Source organism: Streptomyces erythrochromogenes (assembly GCF_040684695.1).
In the GTDB taxonomy this organism is placed as follows: Bacteria; Actinomycetota; Actinomycetes; order Streptomycetales; family Streptomycetaceae; genus Streptomyces; species Streptomyces erythrochromogenes_C.
Genome location: NZ_JBFBGM010000001.1, coordinates 1 through 25,783 on the forward strand (window position 1 = coordinate 1; position 25,783 = coordinate 25,783).

Annotated in this window: 19 protein-coding genes; 9 read left to right on the plus strand and 10 right to left on the minus strand. The window is 73.4% G+C overall.

The features are described 5' to 3' along the window. From AB0O53_RS00005 to AB0O53_RS00035, 7 genes are all read right to left on the minus strand, one after another. Positions 1-1,262 (minus strand): serine hydrolase domain-containing protein (locus tag AB0O53_RS00005; RefSeq protein WP_365192299.1); only part of this gene is annotated, 1,262 nt, incomplete at its 3' end. A gap of 184 nt (positions 1,263-1,446) precedes the next feature. Further along, positions 1,447-3,036 carry a molybdopterin-dependent oxidoreductase gene (locus tag AB0O53_RS00010; protein WP_350991714.1) on the minus strand — a complete coding sequence of 530 codons (1,590 nt, stop codon included), beginning with the start codon at positions 3,034-3,036 and terminating at the stop codon, positions 1,447-1,449. A 91-nt stretch (positions 3,037-3,127) separates the two neighbouring features. Next, positions 3,128-4,315 (minus strand): oxygenase MpaB family protein, encoded by a 1,188-nt coding sequence (locus AB0O53_RS00015; RefSeq protein ID WP_365192301.1) that lies wholly within the window; start codon positions 4,313-4,315, stop codon positions 3,128-3,130. Positions 4,316-4,380: 65 nt separating this feature from the next. Next, entirely contained in the window at positions 4,381-5,415 is a 1,035-nt protein-coding gene (locus AB0O53_RS00020) for a polyprenyl synthetase family protein (protein ID WP_350991718.1), read from the minus strand. Further along, a complete protein-coding gene (locus AB0O53_RS00025) occupies positions 5,408-5,755 on the minus strand; it encodes a hypothetical protein (RefSeq protein ID WP_350991720.1) in 348 nt (115 codons plus the stop codon). Before AB0O53_RS00025 ends, AB0O53_RS00020 begins: the two co-directional genes overlap by 8 nt. 233 nt (positions 5,756-5,988) lie before the next feature. Further along, positions 5,989-8,349 (minus strand): alpha-N-acetylglucosaminidase, encoded by a 2,361-nt coding sequence (locus AB0O53_RS00030; RefSeq protein ID WP_365192304.1) that lies wholly within the window; start codon positions 8,347-8,349, stop codon positions 5,989-5,991. A 15-nt stretch (positions 8,350-8,364) separates the two neighbouring features. Then, on the minus strand, positions 8,365-10,053 hold the full coding sequence (locus AB0O53_RS00035; RefSeq protein ID WP_365192306.1) for a ricin-type beta-trefoil lectin domain protein: 1,689 nt from the start codon (positions 10,051-10,053) through the stop codon (positions 8,365-8,367). Between the two features lie 155 nt (positions 10,054-10,208). Here AB0O53_RS00035 and AB0O53_RS00040 point away from each other — a divergent pair, with 155 nt between their 5' ends. Together AB0O53_RS00040 and AB0O53_RS00045 are read left to right on the plus strand one after the other, a co-directional pair. Continuing rightward, positions 10,209-10,850 carry a TetR/AcrR family transcriptional regulator gene (locus tag AB0O53_RS00040; RefSeq protein WP_365192307.1) on the plus strand — a complete coding sequence of 214 codons (642 nt, stop codon included), beginning with the start codon at positions 10,209-10,211 and terminating at the stop codon, positions 10,848-10,850. A gap of 60 nt (positions 10,851-10,910) precedes the next feature. Beyond that, positions 10,911-11,852, plus strand: coding sequence for a serine/threonine dehydratase (locus AB0O53_RS00045; protein ID WP_365192309.1), 942 nt, complete (start codon positions 10,911-10,913; stop codon positions 11,850-11,852). 18 nt (positions 11,853-11,870) lie between these two features. Here the strand turns inward: AB0O53_RS00045 and AB0O53_RS00050 are convergent, their stop codons facing one another. Continuing rightward, entirely contained in the window at positions 11,871-12,374 is a 504-nt protein-coding gene (locus tag AB0O53_RS00050) for a universal stress protein (RefSeq protein WP_365192311.1), read from the minus strand. 190 nt (positions 12,375-12,564) lie between these two features. Between AB0O53_RS00050 and AB0O53_RS00055 the strand changes: the two genes are divergently transcribed. Continuing rightward, entirely contained in the window at positions 12,565-12,930 is a 366-nt protein-coding gene (locus tag AB0O53_RS00055) for a hypothetical protein (protein WP_350991732.1), read from the plus strand. Between the two features lie 54 nt (positions 12,931-12,984). Here the strand turns inward: AB0O53_RS00055 and AB0O53_RS00060 are convergent, their stop codons facing one another. Continuing rightward, a complete protein-coding gene (locus AB0O53_RS00060) occupies positions 12,985-14,043 on the minus strand; it encodes an AraC family transcriptional regulator (RefSeq protein ID WP_365192313.1) in 1,059 nt (352 codons plus the stop codon). Between the two features lie 282 nt (positions 14,044-14,325). Between AB0O53_RS00060 and AB0O53_RS00065 the strand changes: the two genes are divergently transcribed. Next, complete coding sequence (locus AB0O53_RS00065) at positions 14,326-15,708, plus strand: serine hydrolase domain-containing protein (protein WP_365192315.1); 1,383 nt, start codon at positions 14,326-14,328, stop codon at positions 15,706-15,708. Here AB0O53_RS00065 and AB0O53_RS00070 read toward each other — a convergent pair. Further along, positions 15,705-16,286, minus strand: coding sequence for a hypothetical protein (locus AB0O53_RS00070; protein ID WP_365192317.1), 582 nt, complete (start codon positions 16,284-16,286; stop codon positions 15,705-15,707). The genes AB0O53_RS00065 and AB0O53_RS00070 overlap by 4 nt on opposite strands. A 414-nt stretch (positions 16,287-16,700) precedes the next feature. Between AB0O53_RS00070 and AB0O53_RS00075 the strand changes: the two genes are divergently transcribed. From AB0O53_RS00075 to AB0O53_RS00095, 5 genes are all read left to right on the plus strand, one after another. Then, the gene (locus AB0O53_RS00075; protein WP_350991740.1) at positions 16,701-18,038 is read left to right on the plus strand and encodes an ABC transporter substrate-binding protein; all 1,338 of its coding nucleotides are present in this window, start codon (positions 16,701-16,703) and stop codon (positions 18,036-18,038) included. 62 nt (positions 18,039-18,100) lie between these two features. Next, positions 18,101-18,994, plus strand: a complete 894-nt coding sequence (locus AB0O53_RS00080; protein ID WP_350991742.1) for a carbohydrate ABC transporter permease — start codon at positions 18,101-18,103, stop codon at positions 18,992-18,994. Beyond that, positions 18,991-19,887, plus strand: coding sequence for a carbohydrate ABC transporter permease (locus AB0O53_RS00085; protein ID WP_365192320.1), 897 nt, complete (start codon positions 18,991-18,993; stop codon positions 19,885-19,887). The genes AB0O53_RS00080 and AB0O53_RS00085 overlap by 4 nt, the downstream gene beginning before the upstream one ends. A gap of 72 nt (positions 19,888-19,959) precedes the next feature. Beyond that, positions 19,960-22,983, plus strand: a complete 3,024-nt coding sequence (locus AB0O53_RS00090) for an alpha-mannosidase (RefSeq protein WP_365192322.1) — start codon at positions 19,960-19,962, stop codon at positions 22,981-22,983. Between the two features lie 733 nt (positions 22,984-23,716). Continuing rightward, positions 23,717-25,750 carry an oxidoreductase gene (locus AB0O53_RS00095; RefSeq protein WP_350991748.1) on the plus strand — a complete coding sequence of 678 codons (2,034 nt, stop codon included), beginning with the start codon at positions 23,717-23,719 and terminating at the stop codon, positions 25,748-25,750. The last annotated feature ends 33 nt before the right edge of the window (positions 25,751-25,783 follow it).

Genomic DNA, 25,783 nt, shown 5'->3' on the forward strand with positions numbered 1-25,783 from the left:
CGCCATGCGCGGCTGCGCCGGGACCGGGCCGCACTCGACCTGCGCTGGACCGTCTTCGAGCAGGAGCGTGGCCAGGACCGGAACCGGGCCGGCCGCTCCGGGGCCAGGTGGGCGGCGATCGCCTGCAGCACGTTCGAGCTGGCGTTCTGGACGGTGCTGCCGAGGCCCTGGGTCGCCACCGTCGCGATGGCGAGCTTGCGGGACGGGAGGTAGGCGACCGTACCGGCGTACCCCGCGAAGGACGGGTTCTGGAGGATCCAGGTGTTCTCCACGGGGAGCCCCAGGGCGAACCAGGCGTTCCCCTCGACCTGGACCACCGGCGTGAGCTGGAGTTTGTGCGACTCGGGGGTCAGCAGCGTCCCTTCACCGATGGCCGCGAAGGACTTCGCCATGTCCTCCAGCGTCGAGGTCATCACCGCCCCCTCCGCCAGCGTCCACGAGGGGTTCCAGTAGGTGGAGTCCTCGAACACCCCGCGCTCGTTGTCGAAGCCGTGCAGCACGGGCGCCGGGATTTCGGCCCTCGACGAGACGGCCGTCTGCGTCAGGCCCATCGGTTCGAGGACGTTCTCGCGCATCACGTCCCCCAGGGGCCGCTGCTCCACCCGGGCGATGACGTCGCCCAGCAGCACCCAGTTCGCGTGCGAGTAGGCGAAGCCCGAACCGGGCGGCCGGGCCATGGGCCGGGACATCGCGATCCCCACCAGCTCCTCGCCGGTCCAGTGCCGGAAGGGGTTCTTGTACAGGGCGGCGATGAACGCCTTGTCCGTGACGTAGTCCGCGTACCCGGAGGAGGCGGACGCCAGCATCCTCAGCGTGATCTCGTCCGCGTGCGGGAGGTCCGGGCGCCAGCGGGAGAGCTTGTCGTCGAGCGTGACGCTGCCCTGGTCGACCAGCTTGAGCAGCTCGGTCGTCATCAGGGGGATCGCGACCGACCCGATGCGGAAGCGCATGTCCGTCGTCGCGGGGAAGCCCGTCATCGTCTCCCCGGCCGCGGCGGTCGAGACCCGCTCGCCGTCCACCCACACCCCGGCCATCGCCGCCGTGAGCTTGTACGTCTTCAGCGCGTCCGCGACCTGCCGCGCGACGAACTCCTCGGTGTCGTCGGGCAGGCAGGTGCCGGCCCGGGAGACCTGGCCCGCCGGACACTGCTGAGCGGCGCGCCCGGGGCTCTCGGCACCGCCCGCGGTCCAGCCGCCCGCCAGTGAAGCGCCCAGCAGCAGACTGCCCAGACAGGCGGCGGTGAAGGTCCGGTAGCGCCGCACGGCGGCCCTCCCTTGCGGGTCGAAGGCGAAGGTCCCCCCGAGTGATCACAGGCCTCGTCCCGGCAGGCTAACCGGCGGTCCCACCCGCCGCACGCGGGAGCCGTTCCCCGGGTGACACGGCCGACCGGGGCACCTCCTCGCCGCCCGGCGGACGCAGCCCCGCCAGCGCTTGAGGAGCGGCCGTTCAGCCCGGGGCCCGGACGCGGACCTCCACCGCGTGCCAGCCGGTCGCCCCGTCCGGCACGGTCCCGCCGCGGACCCCGGTCTGGACGGCGCCCGTCCCGTCCGTCGCCCGGACCTCCAGCGTGTGCGGCCCCGCCGTCGCCTCCCACGGCCACACCCACTGCCGCCACGTGTCCACGCCGTCCGCCGCCCCGAGCCGCGCCTCCTGCCAGGGGCCGCCGTCCACCCGTACCTCGACCCGCCGGATCCCCCGGTGCTGCGCCCACGCCACCCCCGCCACCGCCACGCGGCCCGGTCGCAGGGCCGCGTACGGGCGCGGGGTGTCGATCCTCGACTGGGTCTTCACGGGGGCCTGCTGCGCCCAGGACCTGCGCACCCAGTACGCGTCGTACGCGGCGAAGGTGGTCAGGCGCAGCTCGGTCAGCCATTTGCAGGCCGAGACGTACCCGTACAGGCCCGGTACGACCATCCGCACGGGGAAGCCGTGCGCGAAGGGCAGCGGCTCGCCGTTCATCCCCACGGCCAGCAGTGCCGCCCGGCCGTCCATGACCGTCTCGACGGGCGTGCCCAGCGTCATGCCGTCGACGGAGCGGGCCACGAGCTGGTCGGCCGTCCCGCCCTGGGACGGGGGCCGCACCCCGGCCTCGCGGAGCAGGTCGGCGAGGCGTACGCCGAGCCAGCGGGCGTTGCCCGCGTACGGGCCCCCGACCTCGTTGGACACGCAGGTGAGGGTGATGTCGTGCTCGACCAGGGGGCGGGCGAGCAGCTCCCGCAGGTCGAGGGTGAGGGGGCGGGTGACGCCTTCGCCGTGGATGCGCAGCCGCCAGGTGTCGGCGTCCACGCGGGGGACGACCAGCGCGGTGTCCACCCGGTAGAAGTCGGGGGCGGGGGTGAGGAAGGGGCCGAGCCCCGGTACCCGCAGGTCCGCGCCGGCCGGCACCGGCGGTGCGGGCACGGCGGGTGGCGGCAGGACGAGGCCGGCCCGGGACGCGGTCGCCCCGGCGGAGCCGTGGGCGCCCAGGCGCCGTCCGGCGAGACCGGCCACGGACGACGCCGCCAGGACGCCGACGACCAGCCGGCCGAAGCCGCGCCGGTCCATCGCGGGGCCGCTGCCGGCCGGCGCCCCGGACGGGCGGGGCCGCGTGGCCGCGGCGACCAGCAGCCACAGCACGCCGGCGGCCGTCAGCCCGCCGGCGAGCGAGGGCAGCGCGTCCTGCCACGCGGCCTCCGGCCGGCTGAGCGCGGCCGCCGCCCCCAGCAGTCCGAAACCGCCCGCGACCGCGATCCCCGCGGGGAGGCTGCGCACGGCGAGCAGTCCGGCCCCGGCCGCGACCGCGGCGAGGACGGCGACGATGCCGAGCGTCAGCACCGCCTTGTCGGCGGTGCCGAACAGGGCGATGGCCCATTCGCGGACGGCCGTGGGCGTCAGATCGACGGCGGCCGCGCCGACGGCGGTCACCGGGGAGGCCTCGGGCCGGACCGCCGCCGACACCAGCTCCGCCACCGCGAGGCCGGCGAACGCGGCGACGACGCCGCAGACGGCGCCCACCGCGCGCCGCGGCCTTCGGGAGCCGCCCCGCTCTGCCCTCACACCGCCAGTCTGCCCCGGTCCCGGGCGCGGCGCGTCGTCGCCACGGGGAGCGCGGGCGCAGGGGAAAGGGGGCGCGAGGGCGCGGGGCCCGTCAGTGCACGGGTGCCGGCGGCACCCAGCGCCCGGTGCGCGGCGCCTTCACCCCGTAGTCGTCCTTCAGCTCCGCGGGGATGGCGTGGTGCATGACCCTGCCACGGGTCAGGGAGGCCAGCTCGAAGCCGGAGAGCAGCGAGCCGGCCTTGTCGAGCGCCCACTCCGCGTACGGGCTGCTGTCCTCGATGGTCTCCAGCAGCCCGAGGAACACCGGCACCGCCTTGGCCGCCGTGTCCCAGGCGGTGCGCGGGATCTCCAGCCAGTCGCCGATGGTGTCGCCGACGAGGAACCGGACGGTGGCGGGGACCATCGGGTCGAAGAAGGTCCCCGGGACCACGTCCTCGTACATGCGCATCAGCTGGGCGTTGAGGCGGACCCCCTCGGGGGAGGGGCCGAGGTTGCGCAGGAGGTAGAGGTCGCAGTAGTCGCGGGCCTCGGTCAGGTTCTCCGGCACGGCCGACATGTCGCAGCCGAGCATCGCGCCCACGACGCGCCAGGCGTAGAAGTAGGCCTCGGCGCCTTCCTCGCTCATGTGGATGCCGAGCCGGTGCATGGCGTCGAGGACCAGCAGCGAGAAGCAGATCTGCCCGCCGATCATGTCCTCCTGGCAGATGGGCACCCCGTCCTTCTCGACGTCCCAGTGGCCGCCGTGGCGCAGGTGGTGGCGGACCGCCGCGTGCAGCAGCCGCACCTTCTGCGCGGCCGGGATGAACTTGCTCCCCTCCGCGAAGGAGTTGGTCTGCATGAGGTAGGTGACGAACTGCCCGGTGTTGGCCATCCGGCGCGAGGGGTACGCCATCGAGTGCGTCGAGGCCAGCAGCCGGGAGAGCCGCGGGACGGCGTAGGTCGCGGGCATGGCCGCGAAGGACAGGCCGGTGTTGATGTGGGCCGCGTTGTCCATGAAGAACAGCCTGGCCTGCTCCATCACGTCCCAGTCCACCCAGCTCGGGGGCATGGCGGTCGCCTCGAAGTAGGTGCGTGCGGACCGCGGGAGCTGCTCGGGGAGCTTGTCGCCGGCGGTGGTGAAGAACCGCATGAGGGTGTTGAGGTCGCCGACCTCCTTGCGGCGGAACATCTCGGCGACGGTCTCGTCGGCGAGCGGGTCGCCCTGCGTGCTCAGGGCGTCGAGGGCGGCGTGGTCGTAACGGGGGCGCGCCGGGGCGGTCTTGGTGGCGTTGGCGTTCACGTCGGTCGTCCTTGTCGTCTTCTTCGGGTGCGGGGCGGCAGGGAGCGGGCGGCCGGGCCGGTCGGCTACAGGGAGCGGTCGGCGGCGGTGGCGGCCAGACCGTTCAGCGCGGACCGGGCCTCCGCGGGCATCGGGGCGAGGTCCAGCGCGGCCCCGGCCCGGCCGATGCGCTCGCGGATCATGTCCTCCACCCGCTGCCGGGCCCCGCACCGCTCCATCAGCTCGCGTACGGAGGCGGCCTCTTCCTCGCACAGCTCCGGGTTGCCGACCAGCTTCGCGAGGAGCCGGCGGTCGTCGGGGCCGGCCGCGGCCACGGTCAGGGCGAGCAGGGCCGTGGGTTTGGCGTCCCGCAGGTCGTCCAGGTTCGACTTGCCGGTCCGTGCCGGGTCGCCGAACGTCCCCAGCAGGTCGTCGCGCAGCTGGAAGGCCTCGCCGAGCGGGATGCCGTAGCCGGAGAAGGACTCCAGCAGGGCGCCGGAGCCGCCGCCGAGGGTGGCACCGAGGTGCAGGGGCCGCTCCACCGTGTACTTGGCCGTCTTGAAGCGGGCTACCTCCAGCGACTCCGCCACCAGCGGTTCCCGGTCCGCCCGCGCCTCCGTGCGCAGCACCTCCAGGAACTCGCCCGCCATCGTCTCGCGCAGCAGCGTGGACCAGAGGGGGACGGTCCGGGCCAGGTACGCGCCGGGCAGCCCGCAGGAGGTGAAGACGTGCCCGGCGTACCCCATCAGCAGGTCGCCGAGGATCATCGCGAGGGCGGTGGAGCGCTGCCCGTTGGCGGCGAAGGCGGCGTGCGCGGTGAGCTGTCCGTGCCGCATCCGGCTGTCGTCGATGATGTCGTCGTGGGTGCAGGCCGCCGCGTGGACGAGCTCCATGGCGGCCGCGGCCCGGATCACCCCCTCGCAGTCCGGCTGGCCCGCCGCCCGCCACCCCCAGTACAGGAACGCGGCCCGGATGCGCTTGCCCTGCGCCAGGGACCGGCGCAACTGCTCCGAGAGCGGGGTGAGTTCCGCGTGCAGCCCGAGCAGGGCCCGCTCCTCGTCGTCGGCCAGCCGGACCAGCACCTCGTCGATGCGCTCCTTGAAGCCGGTGTGGTCATGCACAGGGGCGGCCCTCGGGGGTGCGCTGCCCGGCGGCGCGCCGGGCCATGGTCTCCAGGTAGTTCTCGTGGCCCGTGCCCGCCCGGCGGGTGGCCAGTTCGCCGCGCTTGCGCAGCTCCACCACCCCGTCGGTGAGCAGTTCGCGCAGGTCGGCCCGGCGCAGCGCGTCCTGTGCGCGGTCGGCGGTCTGCCGCAGCTGGTCGAGGGCCAGGTCGGCCACCCCGGCGGCGAGCAGCGTCAGCAGTTCCAGGGACGCGGCGGCGGAGCCGGCGCCCGCGGGCCGCTCCTGCTGCTGCTCCTGTTCCCGCCGGTACGCGGACTGGTCGTGTTCGGTGTGGGACATGCTCGGGTGCACCCCTGGTCGCGTCGCGCCTCGCGGCATCGGAAGGGGCGGCCACCGGATCGCTCCGGCGGCCGCCCCTGGTCTTCTCCGCGCCAGTCAACCGAGTACCGTCCCCGCCGGGCCAACCGCAGCCCGCGAACTCCCCCGCACGGGAACCGACTTTCCTCCTGGCGGGTGATCATCCCGAGATCGGGCGATCACCGGCACCGCGGGTGGTGTAGGCCGTGCCCCGGTCAGCCGGCGGGCGGCGCCGCCGGGAGGGCCGCCGCGACCGCCGCGGCCAGCCGGTACGGGTCCCCGCTCGGCCGGTCCGGATGCCGGGTGGTCCGCCCGGCCCACTCCTCCTCGAAGGCGTGCCAGTCGATCTCCCGCGGAGCGGCCCCGGAGACCAGGGCCTCGTCCAGCGTCGCGAAGTAGGCCGCCCAGCGCGGGGCGTACAACTCCGACACCAGGCCGCTCCACTCGCGGTTCGCGTAGTCGTGCAGGAACCCGCCCTCGCTGGTGCTGCGCCGGCCCCACACGCTCAGCAGGGAGCGGGCGTCGTACTCGTACCGGTCCTGCTCGGCCCGGTCGGCGCCCCGGGAGCGGGCCCGGGAGAGCCACGTCCCGAGGAGGAGGTTCGGGTCGGATCCGGTCACCTGGTCCAACAGCCGCATCCCGTCCTGCCATTCGGCCGTCAGCGCGCGGAAGCGGGCCAGGTCCTTCGCCTCGTACGCCGCCCTGATCCTCGGCAGCAGCACCCGCGAGTGGTTGGCGAGGGCCTGGCGGGCGGTGTCCACGAGGTCGAAGCGGTAGGCGCTGGATCCGCGCAGCGCCGGATCCACCGTCAGGAGGTGGTCCAGTGCCCGGCGCACCGAACCGGCCGGATAGCGCATCGACTTGGGGCTCCAGTACGCCGCCCCCGCCGCGGTCAGGCTCGGCCGGGCGCTGAAGAGGCTGTCCTGCGACTCCGACCACAGCCCCGAGGAGGTGCTGTACGGGCCCTTGCGGAGCTCCTCCCACGCGGCGTCGGCCCCGGCGTCGGCCCGGCCGTAGCGGCGGGCCGCGAAAGCGGCGAACCAGGCGCGCTGGTCGACCGGCCCGGGCTCCCAGGCGAGGTCGGTGAAGAGGTCGAAGGCCGCCGGGTTGGTCCCGGTGGCCTCCGGGAGGTAGGCGATGCCCGTCAGCGCGCTGTTGCTCTTGGCGCGCCAGGGGCCGAACCGCTCCAGCCACACGGAGGTGTTGGCGCCGATCGTGGTGTGCCCGCCGAAGTTGTAGATGGTGCCCATCGCGTACGGGGCGCCGCCCCAGCGCTGCTCGCGGTCGAGCCGGTTGTACCGGTCGGACAGCCCGTCCAGGATCAGCAGTTTCGAGGTGTCCACCCCGGCCAGCAGCTCCGCGGTCGGATCGTCCTGCCAGCCCAGTACCGCCCACAGCGCGCCGGGGTGGGCGGCGTGCAGGGCGTCCTGGATGGCGCCCGCCGCCGCCCCGACGTCGACGGAGCCGGTCTGCCCGCCCTCGTGCAGCGGGCTCATCCGGTACATCGTGCTGTCCCCGAACACCGCGCGCTGTTCCCCGTAGTAGGCGGCGGCCAGCTTCGCGAAGACGGGCGAGGCGGGATCCAGCCAGTCCGGGCGGTCGAAGCCCGCCCAGTCGCCCTGCGCGACGGTGGCCGCCCCGGTGTTGCGGGCGGCGAAGCCGGGCGGCACGGTGCCGAAGTAGCCGGGCAGCACCGGCGTCATCCCGAGCCCGCGCAACTGGTCGGCGATCCGCCCGCCGAGCTCCGCGCGTTCGCGCATCAGCCGCTCGGAGACCGGGCCGCCGAAGCCGCTCAGGTTCTGCAGCAGCCACCAGCTCTGGTGGCCGGGGCCGGGGATCCACTGCCGCAGCTCCTCGGCGGAGTACCCGAACCGCTGCAGCGCCCGGTAGTACGGGTACTCCGCCCCGACCTGCACGAACACCTCGTTGATGCCGTGCAGCGCGAGCAGGTCGATCTGCCGCTGGTGCTCCTCGAAGGTGCGGTACGGGCCCGCGTACCCGTCGTCGGTGTCGTTGAGGGCGTAGCGGTGCGGGACCTGCGCGGCCCGGGTGACCGGTGCCGGGACGGCCGGCAGCCGGGCGGGCAGCATCCCGATGCTCTCGCCGGGCCAGCCGATGTCGGCCCCGGCGACGTGCTGGAGGTACCAGCCGACGCCCGTGAGCAGGGTGGCTCCGGTGCTGCCGCGCACGGTGATCGCCCCGGCGGTCCCGGACACGGTGAAGGCGTCGGGCCCGGCGGCCGGGTCGGGCACCAGGGTGAACTGCCGTGCGTGCCGCGGGAGCAGCCGCTGCAGGGCGGCCCGGGCGGGCGCGGTGTCGAAGGTCGCGGCCCGTCGCGCGTCCGTCCGCACGCCGGCCCGTGCGTCGGTGCGGGCTTCCGTCGTGACGGCGGCGGGCGGGGGAGCCCCCGCGCCCGGGGCGGTGGCCCCGGGCGCGGGAGCGGCGCAGACGACGGCCAGCAGCGCCGCGGGGAGCGCGGCGAGGGAGAGCGGGCGGGTGGAGGGCAGTCGGCGTCCGCGTCGGGACACCGCTTCCTGCTCCGACGTCCGCTGCGGGTTCGGCTTCTCGTTGGTCATGGGTGCGACCGGGCCTCAGACCGGGAGGGACCAGGCCTGGTCGACCCGGTGGTCGCCGCAGGCGGTCAGCCGGAGCCGCTCGGCGGGCGCGTCGGGGGTGGCGACCGCGGCGGGCGCGGTCAGGCACAGCCCGCTGACCTCCTCCACCAGGGCTCCGTCCCGGCGGTGGGACCAGCTCTGGCCGGGCTGCCCGTTCTGCCGCGGCGCGCAGTCGGCCAGCTCCACCGAGCCGTTCTCGCCCGCCGACAGGCATTCGCCGGCGAGCCGCAGGCGGGCGTCGTCGCCGACGAACCACCGCTGGTCGGGGGCTCCGGTGCAGGCCGCCATCACGACCGCGCCGACACCGCTGGTGTTCGCCCCGTCCGCGCAGCGGGCGCCGTCACCGACGATCTGCCCGGTCGGTACGGCCTCGGCGCAGCCGCGCGGGCTGAGCCGCCACACGGCGGTGTCGTGGCCGGCCAGCCTGCCGGTCAGCGCCTCGGAGACCCGGGTGCGCGCACCGCTCCACAGGTCCTGGGCGTCGGCCGTGCACGCGGTCAGCCCGATCTCGTCGAGCGGGACCCGGATGTCGCGGGTGTTCGCCGAGCGGTTGAGCACGGCCACCGCCCGGTCGCCGTTCGCGAGGGGGCGCACCAGGATCTCGAAGGTGGCGTTGGAGGAGACCACGGAGCCCTGACGGCCCATCGGGTCCTGGTCGAGCGCGATCATCCGGGTGTTGCCGAGGGCGGCGAGCCCCTCCGGGGTCAGCTTCGAGACGTCGGAGGACAGGATGAAGGGGGAGGCCATCATGGCCCAGAGGGCGACCTGGCTGCGGCCCTCGGCGGCCGTGAGGCCGGGGGCGCCCGTGAGGAGGAAGTCGGGGTCGTTCCAGTTGCCGGGGCCCGCGTAGCGGCCGAGCCAGCGGTTGTAGCCGTAGTTGCCCAGGACCGAGCTCCACCGGGAGGTGGCGGGCGCGGCCGGGTTGTAGACCTTGATGTCCTTGCCCTCGCGCCACAGCTGCCCGGTCTCGCCGACCCAGCCGAGCACCCGGTGCCAGTCGGAGCCGCCCCACTCGCCCTGCTGGAAGTAGGCGGGCGCGGACGCGGACAGGACCATGTCGCGGCCGCTCTCGCGCAGGGCCTCGGCGACGGCGTTGTAGGCGTCCCGGTAGGCCTGCTCCTTCGTCCGGCCCTCCGGTACCCACAGGTTGCAGCCGTCCATCTTGACGTAGTCCACCTTCCAGGAGGCGAACTGCCGTGCGTCCCGGGCGTAGTGGTCGGGCCCGCCGCCCTGGGGCGCTCCGCTGCCCGGGTACTTCTCGCAGGTGAGGGATCCGGCGTCCTGGTAGATGCCGAACTTCAGGCCCTTGGCGTGCAGGTACTCGCCGAGCCAGGCCATGCCGTGCGGGAACCTGGCGGTGTCGACCACCAGGTTCCCCCGCGCGTCGCGGCTCTTGGTCATCCAGCAGTCGTCGACGGTCACCGTGTCGTAGCCCTTGGCCGCGAGCCCCGTCGAGACGAGTGCGTCGGCGTTGGCGACCACCTTGGCCTCGTCGATGTCGCACATGTAGTGCGCCCAGTTGTTCCAGCCCATGGGAGGGGTGAGCGCGAGCGGGGTGTCCGAGGTCGCCCGGGGCTCCGCCGCCACCGGGGCGGGGGAGAGCGCGAGGGCGAACAGGGCGGCCGCGGTCAGACAGGGGAGCGTTGCGCGCAGGCGAGGCGGCACTGGGTCTCCTTGACGTGGGGGCAGTCGTGGGCCCAGTGCACCGAGGCGACTACGCAGTGTCAACGCAAGTCGCTGATTGTCGGCTGATGACCAGCAATATGGCTGCAATTGGTGTCACACGAAAGATGAGATACGGCGTATGATACGTTGTATCTATGCCGAGGAGATCCGACGCCCTGGACCGTGCGACACCCGAAGCCATCGCCGTGGCCGCCCTGCGGATCCTCGACGAGGAGGGGCCGCAGCGCCTCAGCTTCCGTACCCTCGCCGACCGCCTCGACGTCTCCCACGCCACCGTCCAGCGCCGCTGCGCGGACCTCGCCGGACTGCTCGACCTGTGCACCGAGCACTTGGCCGCGCAGCTCCCCGAGATCCCCGCCGGCACCGACTGGGCGCAGGCCACCGAGCAGCGGTTCCGCGCGCTGTACCGGCTGCTCACCGCCCACCCCGGACTGCTCGTCCTGCGCGGCGGCCGGCCCTGGCTCGGCCGGCAGCTGCTGGCCCGGCTGGTCGAGCCGGCCCTCGCCGACAGCGTGGCCGCGGGCATGACCGTCACCGAGGCGATCACCGCGTACCGCCGCATGTACCTGCTCACCCTGGGCAGCGCGGCCTTCGTGGACCACCGGGATCCGGCCACGGCCACCTCCGCCTCGCGCGCCGCCCTGGCCGCGCTCGACCCCGAGGAGTTCCCCGTGCTCTCCGGCGGACTGTCCGACGTACTGCCCGCCCTGACGGACCACGAGGTGTACTACGGCGCCCTGCGCCAGCTGATCGAGGCCGCCCGGCCCGCCGCCTGATCGGGGCCGCCCGGCCCACCACCTGATTTCCGGCCCGCCACCCGATGGGGAGAGACGACCATGGACCGTCCGCAGCAACTCGACTACGCCGCCGTGCGCGCCGCCGCCGCGCGGATCGACGGCGGGGTACGCCCCGTCACGGTGGCACCCGCGGCCGACGGCGTCTGGTACGCACTGGAGTACCTCCAGCACACCGGCAGCTTCAAGGCGCGCGGCGCCCGCAACTTCCTCGCCGCCCACCACGACGCCGGCACCCTCCCGGCCGCCGGCGTCACGATCGCCTCGGGCGGCAACGCCGGGCTGGCCTGCGCCTGGGCCGCCCGCGCGCTGGCCGTGCCCGCGACGGTCTTCCTGCCCGCCAACGCCCCGCGCGTGAAGGTGGAACGGCTGCGCGGCTACGGGGCCGACGTCCGGCTCGTCGGCGACCGGTACGCCGAAGCGCTCGCCGCCTGCCGGGAGTTCGCCGTCGGGAGCGGGGCGCTGAGCAGCCACGCGTACGACCATCCGCTGATCGCGGCCGGCGCCGGGACCCTGCTCGACGAGATCCGCGCCGCCCTGCCCGGGCTGGACACCGTGGTCGTCGCGGTGGGCGGCGGCGGACTGTTCGCGGGCGTGGCCACCGCCGCGCGCGAACACGGCGTACACGTCGTCGCGGCCGAACCGGAGAACTGCCGGGCCCTGAACGCCGCCCTGGAGGCCGGCCGGCCCGTCGACGTCGCCGTGGACTCGGTGGCGGCCGACTCCCTGGGCGCCACCCGCGTCTCGGCCGACGCGCTGGCGGCGGCGCAGCAGAAGAACGTGACCTCGGTCCTGGTCCCCGACGCGGCGATCACGGCGGCCCGGCGCGGCCTCTGGGAGGAGCACCGGATCGTGGTCGAGGCCGGTGCGGCGACCGCCCTGGCCGCCCTGCGCGCAGCGCCGGAGCCGCTGGGGGAGCGGGTCGCGGTCATCCTGTGCGGGGCCAACACCGACCCGCGGGACCTGACGGAACCCGCCGCCTGAGGGGCCGTCCGTCGGCGGTCAGGCCCCGCCGCCGTCCCCGTCCCCGTCTTTGTCCTCGTCCTTGTCCCCGTCCTCGCGGACGACCACCACCGTGCCGGCGGAGTACTGCACGACCTGCTGGCTCACCGATCCCAGCAGCGCGCCCTTGAAGCCGCCGTACCCGCGGGTCCCGACCACCGTCAGGTCCGCCTCCTGCGAGGCGTCCACCAGGACCTGCGCCGGCGAGCCCTGTTCGACGCGCCGGAAGACCGGTACGCCGGGGGAGGCCCCGACGGCCGCGGTGACCGTGTCCGCGAGCTTCCGGCGGGCCGCCTCCTCGGCCGTCACCGCCTCCTGCTCGGCGAACTGGGCCTCCGCCATGCCGATGGCGAAGGGGTTGCGGTTCCACTCCCAGGCCATGACCGCGTGCACCCGGCCGCCCACCAGCCGGGCCTGCTCCACGGCCCAGCGCACGGCCGCCCTGGAATGGCGGGAACCGTCCACGCCGACGACGATCAGAGGCTCGATGGTCCGCTCACTCACGATGGGTTCCTCTCGTTCCGCCCGGAAAGTCGATCTTCTCCCTGTATACACGCAACGCCGGGCCGACCTCGAACGACGATCGTTGCGGAGGGTGGCGACTTTCGAGGACAGCCCGTGGCCCGCGTCCCTTGCGAGGGTGTGAGCGTCCAGGCGATCACCGCCGGACGCGAAGCGACTTGGAGGAACGGGCGTGGCTCAGCGCAAGGGTTGTCTGATCGGCTGCGGCGTGGCGCTGGTGCTGGGCATCGGTGTCGTGGCCGCGGTGGTCTTCGGCATGGGGAAGCTCGTCGACGTCGCCGACAAGAGCATGGTCGACCCCACGGTCTACGAGGGCGTGAAGACCGGCGACGCCGAGAGCGACGTCCGCGCGAAGCTCCCGTCGGGCGAGAGCTTCGTCAAGAGCGCCCTCAAGGAGGGCGGACCGGTCGAGCCGGACGGCAGCACCTGCGCCTGGTACATATCCACCGGCGACGCCGAGATGGGCAAGGAGACGGTGTTCCGCTTCTGCTTCAAGGACGGCAGGCTCGCGGAGAAGACCAAGTACCCGATGAAGTAGGCGCGTCGGTCGCCGCCCGGGGCGCCGGCCGGTGGTCGGGACGGGCGTCGGGGGTCAGCCCGCGGTCGGGACGGCGGGTGCCTCGGGCACGGCCGCGTTGCGGATGTCGCGGGGCGCCCGCCCGTCCCAGCGACGCACCGCCCGGCGCAGTGCGCGCATGTCGCTGTAACCGACCCGGGCCGCGATCACCTGCAACGGCAGATCGGTGCCGCGCAGCAGTTCCATCGTCCGTTCCTGGCGTACGGACTCGACCTCCTCGCGCCAGGTCGTACCGAGCTCCCGAAGGCGCCGCTGCAGCGTGCGCGGGCTCATCGCCAGCCGTCCCGCCACGTGCTCCAGGCTCACGGCGTCCTCCCGGAAGGCGCCGGCCAGCACCATCCGGAAGCTGTCCTGCCACAGCACGACCGGCTGGGCGGCGGCCAGGGTCAGCCGGGCCTGCTGCGCCAGGAGGCGGTCCAGCCCCGGCTGCGCCTTGGGCAACGGCGCCCGCACGTCGTCGTCGTGGAAGGTGATCGAGTTGTACGGCGCCCCGAAGTCGATGCGGGTGGTGCCGAAGAACTCCGCCAGCCGGCGGTACCCGCCGGGCGCGCCGTGCGTGACGCCGACGCGCAGCGGGGCGAGGGCCCGCCCGGTGGCCGCCCGCGCCCGGGTCAGGAACATGGCCAGCGCGAACCAGTCGATCGCCTCCACCACGTCCGGTCCCCAACTCCCCGTCGCATGGCGGATGGTGAAGCTGCGCCCGTCCTCCTCGACGAGGAGCTTCTCGTGCGCCGCGTCGCCGATGACGGCGTTGTACTCCACCACCAGCCGCAGCGACTCCCGAAGGGTGGGCCCGCTGGTGACCAGGTAGTCCCACAGCCCGAACGTGCCGATCGGCGCCTCGTCGGTGAGCAGGGCGCCGACCGCCGTGCCCGGCTCGGTCAGCGTCAGCTCCTCCCACACGGCCAGCGCCGACGGGGTCGAGACCCGGGCCAGTTCGTTGCCCAGCACTTCGGGCCCGAGGTCGTGGAACCGGGCGAACCTGCCCACGTCCCCGCCCGAGCGGCGCAGGGCGTCGACGATGAACCGCGCGAGGTGCACGGATATGGTGCCGTGGGCGTGGTGAGGCTGCATAGGGCGGGTGACGCTACCAGCCGCTCGTGCGAACTCCACCGTGCAACACGCGGCTTGGCGCCCGGACGTCCCCGCGCGGCGCGAAGGCGCGCTTCCGGTCGGCCGCTTCCGGCGGTGCCGCGGGTCCCGGTGGCGCCGGGGGTTCCCTCGCTGACGCGTGCGGGTCCTTATGGCCGCCCGGGACACCTGCCTACGGTGGCGGCGATCACGGGGGACGCGGATCGCCGACCGCCCGCACGCGTGCCGTGATCCGTACCAGACCACCGAGTCGAAGGATCCGACGTGACGTTCTCACCTGCCTACTGGCAGAGCCGCCTCGACGCGTTGCGCGCCGCCCACCGCGTTCCGGGCGCCGCCCTCGCGGTGTTCGCCGACGGCCGGATCCACGAACTCGCGAGCGGACTGCTGCACCGCGGAACAGGGGTGGAGGCCACCACCGACTCGGTGTTCCAGCTCGGCTCGACAGCCAAGATCTACACCGCGACGCTGGTCATGCAGCTCGTCGACGCCGGCCGCCTGGACCTGGACACGCCCGTCGCGGACATCCTCCCGGAGTTCGCCCCGGCCGCCGCCCCCGGGGCGGACAAGGAGATCACCGTACGCCGGCTGCTCAGCCACACCGCCGGCCTCACCTGCGACTTCACCTACGACAGCGGGCGCGGCGACGACTGCCTGGCCGGGTACGTGCGGGCCGCCCGGAACGTGGCGCTCGACTGCCCGCCGGGCACCGCGGTCTCCTACAGCAACGTCGGCTACACCGTCCTCGGCCGCATCGTCGAGGTCGTCACCGGACGCACCTGGGACCAGGCCCTGAAGGAGCGGATCGTCGCCCCGCTGGGCCTGACCCACACCATGACCCTGCCCGAGGAGGCGCTGGCCTTCCGTACGGCGATGGGCCACCTCCCGGGGGAGGGTCCGGAGCCCGAACCGGCGCCGGCCTGGGACATGACGCCCCGTTCCGCCGGACCCCACGGCCGGGTCCTGGCGAGCGCCGCCGACGTGCTGCGCCTGGCCAAGATGCACCTCGACGGCGGCGCCACCGCCGACGGCACCCAGGTCCTGGGCGCCCGCGCCGTCGCGGCCATGCAGCGCTGGGAGGTCGACGTCCCCGACCGGTGGACCGTCAGCGCGGACGGCTGGGGGCTGGGCTGGGCGCTCTACGACTGGAACGGAGTACCCGGATACGGGCACGACGGCGCCGCCACCGGCCAGTACACCTACCTCCGCGTCATCCCCGGCGCCGACGTCATCGTCGTCCTGCTCACCAACGGCGGCGGCGCCCGCCGCCTCTACGCGGACCTGTTCCGCGAACTGCTCGCGGACCTCGCCGAAGTCCGCATGCCGCCGCCCTTCGCGCCGTCCGCGCACCCGCCGGCCGTCGACATGACCCCGCTGCTCGGCACCTACCGGCGCGAGGGCGTCGTCATCACGGTCGGCGTCGCCGCCGACGGCACCCCGCGGCTGCGCCACGAATTCGCCGACGGCATGCGGGACTTCTCGCCACCCCTGGAGCTGGACCTCGTCCCGCTCAGCGCGACGGTCTTCGCCGCGACCGGCCCCTCCCTGGGCCAGGACTGGACGCCCGTCGTCTTCGCCGCCCTCGTCGACGGCACCCCCTGCTGCTACATCGGCATGCGCTGCGCCCCCAGGAGCACCGCCGCCTAGCCGCCACCGGCGGGTGACTGCGTCAGCTCACCCGAAGGCCTCCGGCGCCTGCGGAGGAAGCGGGTCCAGCCTGATGAGCCCGGGCGGTCCTCCGGCTGGGGCGGCGCCATCGATCGGACCACCGGGTGCGGGCACCAGCTGATGTCCCGTACACAGTCGCCCGGGATGCCCAGCGTCTCCACGAGGAGTGCCAGGGAGGCCTCGTCGTCGGTGTGCCGGCGGTCGAGCCACACGGTGACGCCCGTGTCCTCCACGTCGGTGAACTGGCTCAGCACGAAAAAGCGCCGGACCAGCCGGAACGAGGCGACCTCCACATCGCCCAGATCCTCCCAGCTCCGCTCCACCACCAGCATCAGCCTGTCCGCGTACGCCTTCATGGGCGGTGGGAGCACACCGATCGGCCGGTGGGAGAGGGCGATCGAATCCCATATCCCGTACTGCACCGCGGGATTCGGATTCCCCTGGTATCCGGGCGCGGGGCACCAGTCCAGTTCCGGAGGGGGCACCGCCACCGGCTCCCATCGCCTCGGCGGGCCGCCCCCGGCCGCCTCGTCCCCTGCCGTGATGTGCCCGCTCATGTCGGCCCTCCCCTTCGACACACAAGGAACCGATCCTCCCAGGCATCCCTCACGCCGGACCGGCGGCCCCCCTGTCGGTGCTCCGGCTGCTGAGCCACACCCTGTCGTCGGGTGGAGGTAAAGCGCATTAGTGCGGGGCCGGCGGAAAAGGGGCGACAAAGAGTCAACATTGCCGTGCGCGCTCCTTCGTTATCGAATCGATACCAGGGTCGGCGGGGTTTGTACTAAAGCGCATTAGTCCAGTTCCGGCGTGTGGGCCCGCGCCCCTTCCGTGCCTGGTCCGGCCTGCCGCGGGATGCGGTACGCGTCGTCCTCGGCCAGTGCCAACTCGGCCTCATTGACGAGGTGTTGCTTTGCCGCGACCGTGGGCACCGCCTCCGGCGACGAGGCCGGACTTCTGTGAAGGCGGCGACGATGACCCGTTCGAAACCGACCCGTACGGCCGTTGCCGCACTGGCGGCAGGCGCCCTCCTGTCGGCCACCGCGTGCGGTCTCGGCGGCACCGGCGCCGGGGACGCCAAGGAGGCGGAGAGAACGGGCCGGGTGGCCGGGGAGATCACCTTCCGGACCCTCCAGCTGAAACCCGCCTTCACCGGTTACGTACAGGCCGTCATCGACGCCTTCGAGAAGGAACACCCCGACGTGCGGGTCACGTGGGAGGACGTGCCGGGCGACGGCTACAACGAGAAGCTCGTCGCGGACGCCCAGGCCGGAGCCCTCCCCGACGTGGTCAACCTCTCCACCGACTCCTTCCAGCTCCTCGGCGACCGCGGCATGCTCGCCGACGTCGCGAAGCTCGACGGGGACGCGGCCGCGGAGTACGTCCCCGGCGCCTGGGAGCAGTTCAAGCTGCCCGGCAAGGGCGACAGCGTCTACGCCTACCCCTGGTACGTGACCCCCGAGATCCTCACCTACAACAGGGAGCTCTTCGAGCGGTCCGGCCTGGACCCGGCCGCCCCGCCCACCACCGTGGAGCAGTTCTTCGACTACGCCGAACAGATCGCCGCCCGGTCCGGCGGCCGGTACGCGGCCTTCATGGCCGACCCCAAGGGGCGGCTGCCGGGGGACTGGCAGAAGATGGGAGTCCCCCTCCTCAGCCCGCAGAAGGACCGGTTCACCTTCGACACCGACCAGGCCGTCGCATGGGTGGAGCGGATGAAGGACCTGTACGCCAAGGGCGCCATGCCCAAGGAGTCCCTGCTCAAGTCCGACGACATCAACCAGCTCTACGGCGGCGGCAAACTCGTCTTCGGCCCCGGCTCCCCGGGATTCGTCAAGGACATCAAGCAGAACGCCCCGCAGATCTACGGCAAGACGCAGGTCGCGGGAGCCGTCACCGGCCGGCTCGGCCACATCGGCATCTACGCCCAGTCCCTCGGCATCCGCAAGGACACCGAGCATCCCGACGCGGCCGCCGCGTTCGCGAAATGGGTCACCAACGGCCCCAACCAGGTGGAGTTCTCCCGGAAGGCCACCATCTACCCCTCCAACGCCCGGGGCCTGACCGACCCGTTCTTCTCCGACCGGGGCGACGGCAAGGACGCCGAGACCCTCGCCCGCGCGGTCGGCGCCGACCAGCTCAAGACCGCCGCCCTCGACGCCAACACCCCGGTCCAGTGGACCAACCAGGTCGGGGACGCCGTCGTGCGCGAGGTGCAGAAGGCCATCACGGGCGAGCAGGACGCCCGGACGGCGGTGAAGAAGGCCGAGGAAGCGGCGAACAGGCTGCTGGCCGACGCGGCCCGCAGGTGACGGCCCTCGGCATCCGACCGCCCGCGGCGGACCGGCGCCGTCGCAGGGCGGCGCTGCGGTCCATGGAGGCCGGCACCGGGCTGCCCCACCGCACCTGGTGGACCCCGTACCTGTTCCTCGCACCCGGCCTGGCGATGGTGCTGGTGTTCAGCCTCTGGCCCTTCGTCAACACCGTCATCCTCTCCTTCACCGACGCCCGGATCCTGCGCGGCGGCGGCTTCGTCGGCCTCGACAACTACCGGCGGGCCCTCGCCGACCCCGACTTCTGGGTCGCGACCGGCAACAGCGTCCTCTACCTCCTGGTCGTCGTCCCCTGCCTGGTGCTCCTGCCGCTGGCCCTCGCCGTCCTCGTGCAGGCCGAGATCCCCGGCATCGGCTTCTTCCGCTCGGCCTTCTACACGCCGGTGATCGCCTCCGCAGTGGTGGTCGGGCTGATCTGGCAGTGGGTCCTGCGCAGTGACGGCCTCGTCAACACCGTCTTCCAGCGGATCCGCCTGGTCTGCGAGCCCGTCCCGTTCCTGACGGACAGCACGATGCTGCTGGTCTCCGCGATGCTCGTGACCGTGTGGAAGGGCCTCGGCTACTACATGGTCTTCTACCTGGCCGCCCTGGGGAACGTCCCCGCCTCCCTCCACGAGGCCGCCGCGATCGACGGCGCCGGCCCCGTCCGCCGCTTCTTCAGCATCACCGTCCCCCAGGTGAAGCCGATGATGCTGCTGGTCGGAACCCTCTCCGCCATCTCGGCCCTGCGCGTCTTCACCGAGATCTACATCCTCGGCGGCGAGAGCGGCGGGCCCGGCGGCGGCGCCCGCACCCTGCCCTTCCTCATCCGCCAGGTGGGCCTCGGCTTCTCCGGCGAGACCGGCTACGCCAGCGCGATCTCGATCCTGCTGTTCCTCCTCACGCTGGCCTTCAGCCTGCTGGGCCGCCGCCTGACGAAGGGGGACGAGGCATGAGCCCGGCATCCCCCGGCCGCGCCCGCCCGTCGGCCCGCCCGTCCTCCGGCCGCGCCCGCCCGTCCCCCGGCCGCGCGCGCCGCCGGTTCGGCCTCGCCGCCCGGTACGGCACCCTGCTGCTCATGCTCGTGGTCATGCTGGGCCCGATCGTCTGGCAGTTCCTGACCTCGATCCGCGGCCGCACCGAGAACGTCTACGACGGCGTGCTGCCCACGCGGCCCACCCTCGACAACTACGTCCGCGTCGCCGAGTCCTTCCCGCTGCTGCAGTACGTGGGCAACACCCTCGTCGTCGCGGTCCTCGCGATCACCTCGAACATGCTCTTCGCCGCGATGGGCGGGTACGCCCTCTCCCGCGCCGGCTGGAAGGGCCGCGAGGTCGTCTTCACCGTCCTCGTCGCGACCCTGATGTTCCCCTTCGAGTCCGTGATGATCTCGATGTTCCTCACGGTCCGCGAGATGGGCCTGGTCGACACCCTCATCGGCGTCTGGCTGCCCGGCGCGGTCTCCGTGCTCAACGTCATGATCATGCGGGCGGCCTTCCTCGCCGTGCCCAGGGAGGTCGAGGAGGCCGCCGTCCTGGACGGGGCGGGCGAGTGGACCCGCTTCACCCGGGTCTTCGTGCCCTCCGCCAGGGGAGCCCTGGCCGTCGTCTGCATCACCAGCTTCATGGGCGCCTGGGACGACTTCCTGTGGCCGCTCCTGGTCCTCACCGACAGCGACCACTACACCCTCCAGCTCGGCCTGAAGACCCTGGCCGGCGCCACCACCGTCAACGACCAGCGGCTCATCGCCGCCGGCGCGATGGCCGCGCTCCTGCCGATGATGCTCCTCTTCTTCGCCCTCCAGCGTTTCTTCTTCAAGGGAGTGGGCGAGGGAGCCGTCAAGCTCTGAACCGAACCGTCCGACGAACCCGCAGGCCCCTCCGCACCGACCGACCGACCACCACCTCCGGGAGCAGCTGTCATGCATGACGACCGCAGCATCACCGAACACCGCCTCCGCCGGGTGCTCCACGAGCGCATCAGGCCCGCCGTCCACTCCAGTCCGCTCCCGCTGACCGTCGAGCGCTGGGACGCCCCGGGCGAGCCCGTCCCCGTCGCCGAGGGCCTGGCGGCGCCCTACGGGCCCTGCGCGCCCGGCGACGCGTGGGGCCCGGCCTGGGGGACCACCTGGTTCAAGGTCACCGGAACCGTCCCCGCCGGGTGGGCCGGCCGGACCGTGGAGGCCGTCCTCGACCTCGGCTTCGACCGGATGATGCCCGGCTTCCAGTGCGAGGGCCTGGTCCACCGGGCCGACGGCGGCGAGATCAAGGCCCTGAACCCGTACAACGACTGGGTGCGCGTGGCCGACCGCGCCGAGGGCGGCGAGCGGATCGAATGGTACGTCGAGGCCGCCTCCAACCCCGTCCTCGTCGACCACCGCCCCTCCTACGAGGGCGACGCGCGCACCAGCGGCGACCAGCCCCTCTACCGCCTCGCCCGGATGGACCTCACCCTCTTCGAGACCGAGGTCTGGGAACTGGTCCAGGACCTCGACGTGCTCTACGAGCTGATGATGCAGCTCCCCGTCGAGGACGCCCGCCGCCACGCGATCCTGCACGCCCTCGGCGCGGCCCTCGACGCGGTCGACCTCACCGACGTGCCCGGCACCGCGGCCGCAGCCCGCGCCTGCCTCGCCGGGGTCCTCGCCGCCCCCGCCAACGCCTCCGCGCACCGCATCAGCGCCGTCGGCCACGCGCACATCGACTCCGCGTGGCTGTGGCCGCTGCGCGAGACGGTCCGCAAGGTCGCCCGCACCACGTCCAACATGGTCAGCCTGATGGACGAACACCCCGAGTTCGTCTTCGCGATGTCGCAGGCGCAGCAGCTCGACTGGATCAAGGCCCACCGGCCCGAGCTGTTCGAGCGGATCAAGAAGAAGGTCGCCGACGGGCAGTTCGTTCCCGTCGGAGGCATGTGGGTGGAGTCCGACACCAACATGGTCGGCGGCGAGGCGATGGCCCGCCAGTTCCTCTACGGGAAGAAGTTCTTCCTCGACGAGTTCGGCATCGACACGCACAACGTCTGGCTGCCCGACTCCTTCGGCTACACCGCCGCCATGCCGCAGATCGTCAGGCTCTCCGGCTCCCGGTGGTTCCTGACCCAGAAGATCTGCTGGTCGCAGGTGAACAAGTTCCCCCACCACACCTTCTGGTGGGAGGGCATCGACGGCACCCGCGTCTTCACCCACTTCCCGCCCGTCGACACCTACAACTCCGACCTCGGTGGCGCCCAGATGGCCCACGCCGCCCGCAACTACCGTGAGAAGGGGCGGGGTTCACGCTCCCTGGTCCCCTTCGGCTGGGGAGACGGCGGCGGCGGACCCACCCGCGAGCACCTCGCCCGCGCCCGGCGCCAGCGCGACCTCGAAGGCTCCCCGCGCATCGAGATCGAACGGCCCGACGCCTTCTTCGAGAAGGCCCGCGCCGAGTACGAGGACGCGCCGGTCTGGGCCGGCGAGCTCTACCTGGAGCTGCACCGCGGCACCTACACCTCCCAGGCCAAGACCAAGCAGGGCAACCGGCGCAGCGAATCGCTGCTGCGCGAGGCCGAGCTGTGGGCGGCGACCGCCGCCGTACGGGTGGCCGGGTACGCCTACCCGTACGAGGACCTGGAGCGGATCTGGAAGACGGTGCTGCTCCACCAGTTCCACGACATCCTGCCGGGCTCCTCCATCGCCTGGGTGCACCGCGAGGCCCGCGAGACGTACGGACAGGTCGCCGAGGAGCTCCGGGAGATCACCCTCGCCGCGCAGCGGGCGCTGGCGGGGGAGGGCGCCGAGGAACTGGTCTTCAACTGCGCCCCGCACGCCCGCCGCGGTGTCCCGGCGGGCGGGGCGGGCCGCCCGGCACGGCCGCCGGAGCCCGTCACCGTGGAGGAGCGGCACGGCGGCGGGCACGTCCTGGCCAACGGCCGGCTGCTGGTGGAGATCGACGGCCGCGGCCTGATCGTCTCCGTCTACGACCTGGAGGCGCGCCGCGAGTCCGTCGCTCCGGGAGCCGCCGCGAACCTGCTCCAGATCCACCCCGACTTCCCCAACATGTGGGACGCCTGGGACGTCGACGCGTTCTACCGCAACAACGTCACCGACCTCGTCGGGCTGGACGGCCTGGAGGTCGCCGAGAGCGGGCCGCGGGCCGCGACCGTACGGGTGACCCGCTCCTTCGGGCGGTCCCGGGCGGTCCAGCGGATCACCCTGCGGGCCGGGGCCAAGACGGTCGACATCGTCACGGACGTCGACTGGCACGAGACGGAGAAGTTCCTGAAGGCGGCCTTCCCGCTGGACGTGAAGGCCGAACGGACCGCCTCGGAGACGCAGTTCGGGCACGTCCACCGGGCCACCCACGCCAACACCTCCTGGGAGGCGGCCAAGTTCGAGATCTGCGCCCACCGCTGGATCCACGCCGAGGAGCCCGGCTGGGGGGTCGCCCTGCTCAACGACTCCACGTACGGGCACGACGTGACCCGCGACGTACGGGCGGACGGCGGCCAGACCACCACCGTACGGCTCTCCCTCCTGCGGGCCCCGCGCTACCCGGACCCGGAGACCGACCAGGGCGCCCACACGCTGCGGTTCTCCCTCGCGCCCGGCGCGCAGATCGGCGACGCGGTCCGCGAGGGCCACGCGCTGAACCTGCCCGAGCGCACCGTGCACGGCGCCGGACCGGTCGCCCCGCTGCTGGCGGTGGACGAGGACGCGGTGGTGGTCGAGGCGGTCAAACTCGCCGAGGACCGCGGCGGCGACGTGATCGTCCGCCTCTACGAATCCCGCGGCGGCCGCGCCACGGCCACCCTCACGGCCGGCTTCCCGATCGCGGAGGCGGTCGAGAGCGACCTGCTGGAACGCCCCCTCGCGGGTACGGCCGCCGCACCCCCGGCGGCGGACGGCACGGTCGCGCTGACCCTGCGCCCCTTCCAGATCCTCACCCTGCGCCTGCGCCGCGCCTGACGGGAGCCCGTGGGGCCGCGCCGCCCCGGACCGGCCGCCGTCACGCCGTCACCGGTCCAGGGCCGCGCCCCATGCCTGCGGTGAGGCGTAGTGGTGACGGTGGCCGTCCGCGAGCACCCGGCGCAGCGGAGCCAGGTGCTCGGTGTCCGGCGGGAGGTCCAGCCCGCGCAGCAGGTCGAGCCCCTCGACGGGATCCAGGCCGCCGTAGAGGTCGTGGTACCTGCGCAGGACCGCCCACAGCGAGTCCGCATCCGTGCGTCCGGGACCGGGCCGGCCGGGTCCGCGGCGCCGTTCACCACCAGGGTCGGGGCGGTGATCCGCCCGGGTGCGGCGGGAAGTTCGTGGGGGAGGGTCGGCGGCGGGTCCGCCAGGACGAGCCGGACCACGCGGTGCGGTGCGGCCCGTGGTAGACCCGGCGCGCGCGCCAGGGCATCCCGTACCGGGGCCCAGGCCTCGGCCGTGTCCTGCGGCGCGGTGAGCAGGACCAGCGGGTCCCCGTCGTCGGGGCCGGCCGATCGGTACGCCGGCCCGGAGCCGTGCGGAGTCGGGGTGAGGTGGTCCGCCGTCCGGCCGAGCCTACGGCGTGAACTCCGCCACAGCCGGGCGGCAGCCGGGCCCGAGGGGCCGGGAAACGCGGGCCGGTCACCCCCGCCCCGGTTTTGCACCTAGTTGCAAAAAGGGCCCGCCCTCGCTAGAACAGGTTCATCACCCCCGTGCGAGGAGGCACACCCCGATGAGTCCGCAGAGTTCCCAGAGCCGGTACCCGCACCTGCTGAGCCCCCTGGACCTCGGCTTCACCACGCTGCCGAACCGCGTGATCATGGGGTCGATGCACACCGGCCTCGAAGAGCACGAGGGCGGCTTCGAGCGCCTCGCCGCCTTCTACGCCGAGCGCGCCCGCGGCGGCGCCGGCCTCATCGTCACCGGCGGCATAGCCCCCAACGACGCCGGCCGCCCCTTCGAGGGCGGCTCCCGCCTCACCACCGAGGAGGAGGCCGCCGAGCACCGCGTGATCACCGACGCCGTGCACGCCGAGGGCGGGAAGATCGCGATGCAGATCCTCCACTTCGGCCGCTACGCCTACCACAAGGACCTGGTCGCGCCCAGCGCCCTCCAGGCCCCCATCAGCCCCTTCGTCCCCAACGAGCTCACCGACGCCGAGGTCGAGCAGACCGTGGAGGACTTCGTCCGCGCCGCGCGCCTCGCGAAGCTCGCCGGCTACGACGGCGTCGAGATCATGGGCTCCGAGGGCTACCTGATCAACGAGTTCATCGCCGCCGCGACCAACCGGCGCACCGACCGCTGGGGCGGCGCCTACGAGAACCGCGTCCGCTTCCCGCTGGAGATCGTCCGCCGCACCCGCGAGGCCGTCGGCGAGGACTTCATCCTCGTCTACCGCCTCTCCATGCTCGACCTGATCCCCGGCGGCTCCACCCTGGACGAGGTCGTCCACCTGGCCAAGGAGATCGAGGCGGCCGGCGCCACCATCATCAACACGGGCATCGGCTGGCACGAGGCCCGCATCCCCACCATCGCCACCTCCGTCCCCCGCGGCGCCTACACCTGGGTCACCAAGCGGCTGATGGGCGCGGTCTCCGTCCCGCTCGTCACCAGCAACCGCATCAACACCCCCGAGATCGCCGAGGAGATCCTCGCCGACGGCCGCGCCGACCTCGTCTCCCTCGCCCGCCCCTTCCTCGCCGACGCCGACTTCGTCGCCAAGGCCGCGGCCGGGCGCCCCGAGACCATCAACACCTGCATCGGCTGCAACCAGGCCTGCCTCGACCACACCTTCAGCGGCAAGATCACCACCTGCCTGGTCAACCCGCGCGCCTGCCACGAGACCGAGCTCGTGCTCTCGCCCACCCAGCTGAAGAAGCGCGTCGCGGTCGTCGGCGCCGGCCCGGCCGGCCTCGCCTGCGCGGTCTCCGCCGCCGAACGCGGCCACGCCGTCACCCTCTTCGAGGCCTCCGGCCACATCGGCGGCCAGCTCGACGTCGCCCGCCGCATCCCGGGCAAGGAGGAGTTCGAGGAGACCATCCGGTACTTCGGCACCCAGCTCGCCGCCCACGCCATCGACGTCCGGCTGGACACCCGCGCCGACGTGGAGACCCTCCAGGGCTACGACGAGGTCGTCGTCGCCACCGGCGTCACCCCCCGCACCCCCGACATCGAGGGCGTGGACCACGCGAGCGTCGTCAGCTACCTCGACGTGCTGCGCGACGGCGCCCCCGTCGGTGAGCGCGTCGCGGTCGTCGGCGCCGGCGGCATCGGCTTCGACGTCGCCGAGTACCTCACCGACAGCGGCGAGGGCGCCTCCCAGGACCCGGACGTCTACTTCCGCCACTGGGGCGTGGACACCGCGTACGCCGGACCCGGCGGGCTCACCGCCCCCGAGCGGCCCGCGGCGCCGCGCCAGGTCCACCTCCTGCAGCGCAAGGCCACCAAGGTCGGCGCCGGCCTCGGCACCACCACCGGCTGGATCCACCGCGCCGAGCTCAAGCACCGCGGGGTCGTCTCCGTCGCCGGGGCCTCGTACGACTGCATCGACGACGAGGGCCTGCACATCACGGTCGGCGGCGAGCAGCGCCTCGTACCCGCCGACACGGTCGTCCTGTGCACCGGCCAGGAGCCGCGCCGCGACCTGTACGAGGCGCTGCGCGCGGCCGGCGTCGAGGCGCACCTGATCGGCGGGGCCGACGTGGCGGCCGAGCTCGACGCCAAGCGGGCCATCCGCCAGGGCACCGAACTGGCCGCGAAGCTCTGACCGAAAGGGGATTGTGGCGGTCCGGGCGGGCCG

Coding starts and splice junctions, on each gene's coding strand:
- AB0O53_RS00025 (WP_350991720.1), bottom strand. CDS start 5,755: ATGTCCCACACCGAACACGACCAGTCCGCGTACCGGCGGGAACAGGAG.
- AB0O53_RS00030 (WP_365192304.1), bottom strand. CDS start 8,349: ATGACCAACGAGAAGCCGAACCCGCAGCGGACGTCGGAGCAGGAAGCG.
- AB0O53_RS00040 (WP_365192307.1), top strand. CDS start 10,209: ATGCCGAGGAGATCCGACGCCCTGGACCGTGCGACACCCGAAGCCATC.
- AB0O53_RS00045 (WP_365192309.1), top strand. CDS start 10,911: ATGGACCGTCCGCAGCAACTCGACTACGCCGCCGTGCGCGCCGCCGCC.
- AB0O53_RS00060 (WP_365192313.1), bottom strand. CDS start 14,043: ATGCAGCCTCACCACGCCCACGGCACCATATCCGTGCACCTCGCGCGG.
- AB0O53_RS00070 (WP_365192317.1), bottom strand. CDS start 16,286: ATGAGCGGGCACATCACGGCAGGGGACGAGGCGGCCGGGGGCGGCCCG.
- AB0O53_RS00075 (WP_350991740.1), top strand. CDS start 16,701: ATGACCCGTTCGAAACCGACCCGTACGGCCGTTGCCGCACTGGCGGCA.
- AB0O53_RS00080 (WP_350991742.1), top strand. CDS start 18,101: ATGGAGGCCGGCACCGGGCTGCCCCACCGCACCTGGTGGACCCCGTAC.
- AB0O53_RS00085 (WP_365192320.1), top strand. CDS start 18,991: ATGAGCCCGGCATCCCCCGGCCGCGCCCGCCCGTCGGCCCGCCCGTCC.
- AB0O53_RS00090 (WP_365192322.1), top strand. CDS start 19,960: ATGCATGACGACCGCAGCATCACCGAACACCGCCTCCGCCGGGTGCTC.
- AB0O53_RS00095 (WP_350991748.1), top strand. CDS start 23,717: ATGAGTCCGCAGAGTTCCCAGAGCCGGTACCCGCACCTGCTGAGCCCC.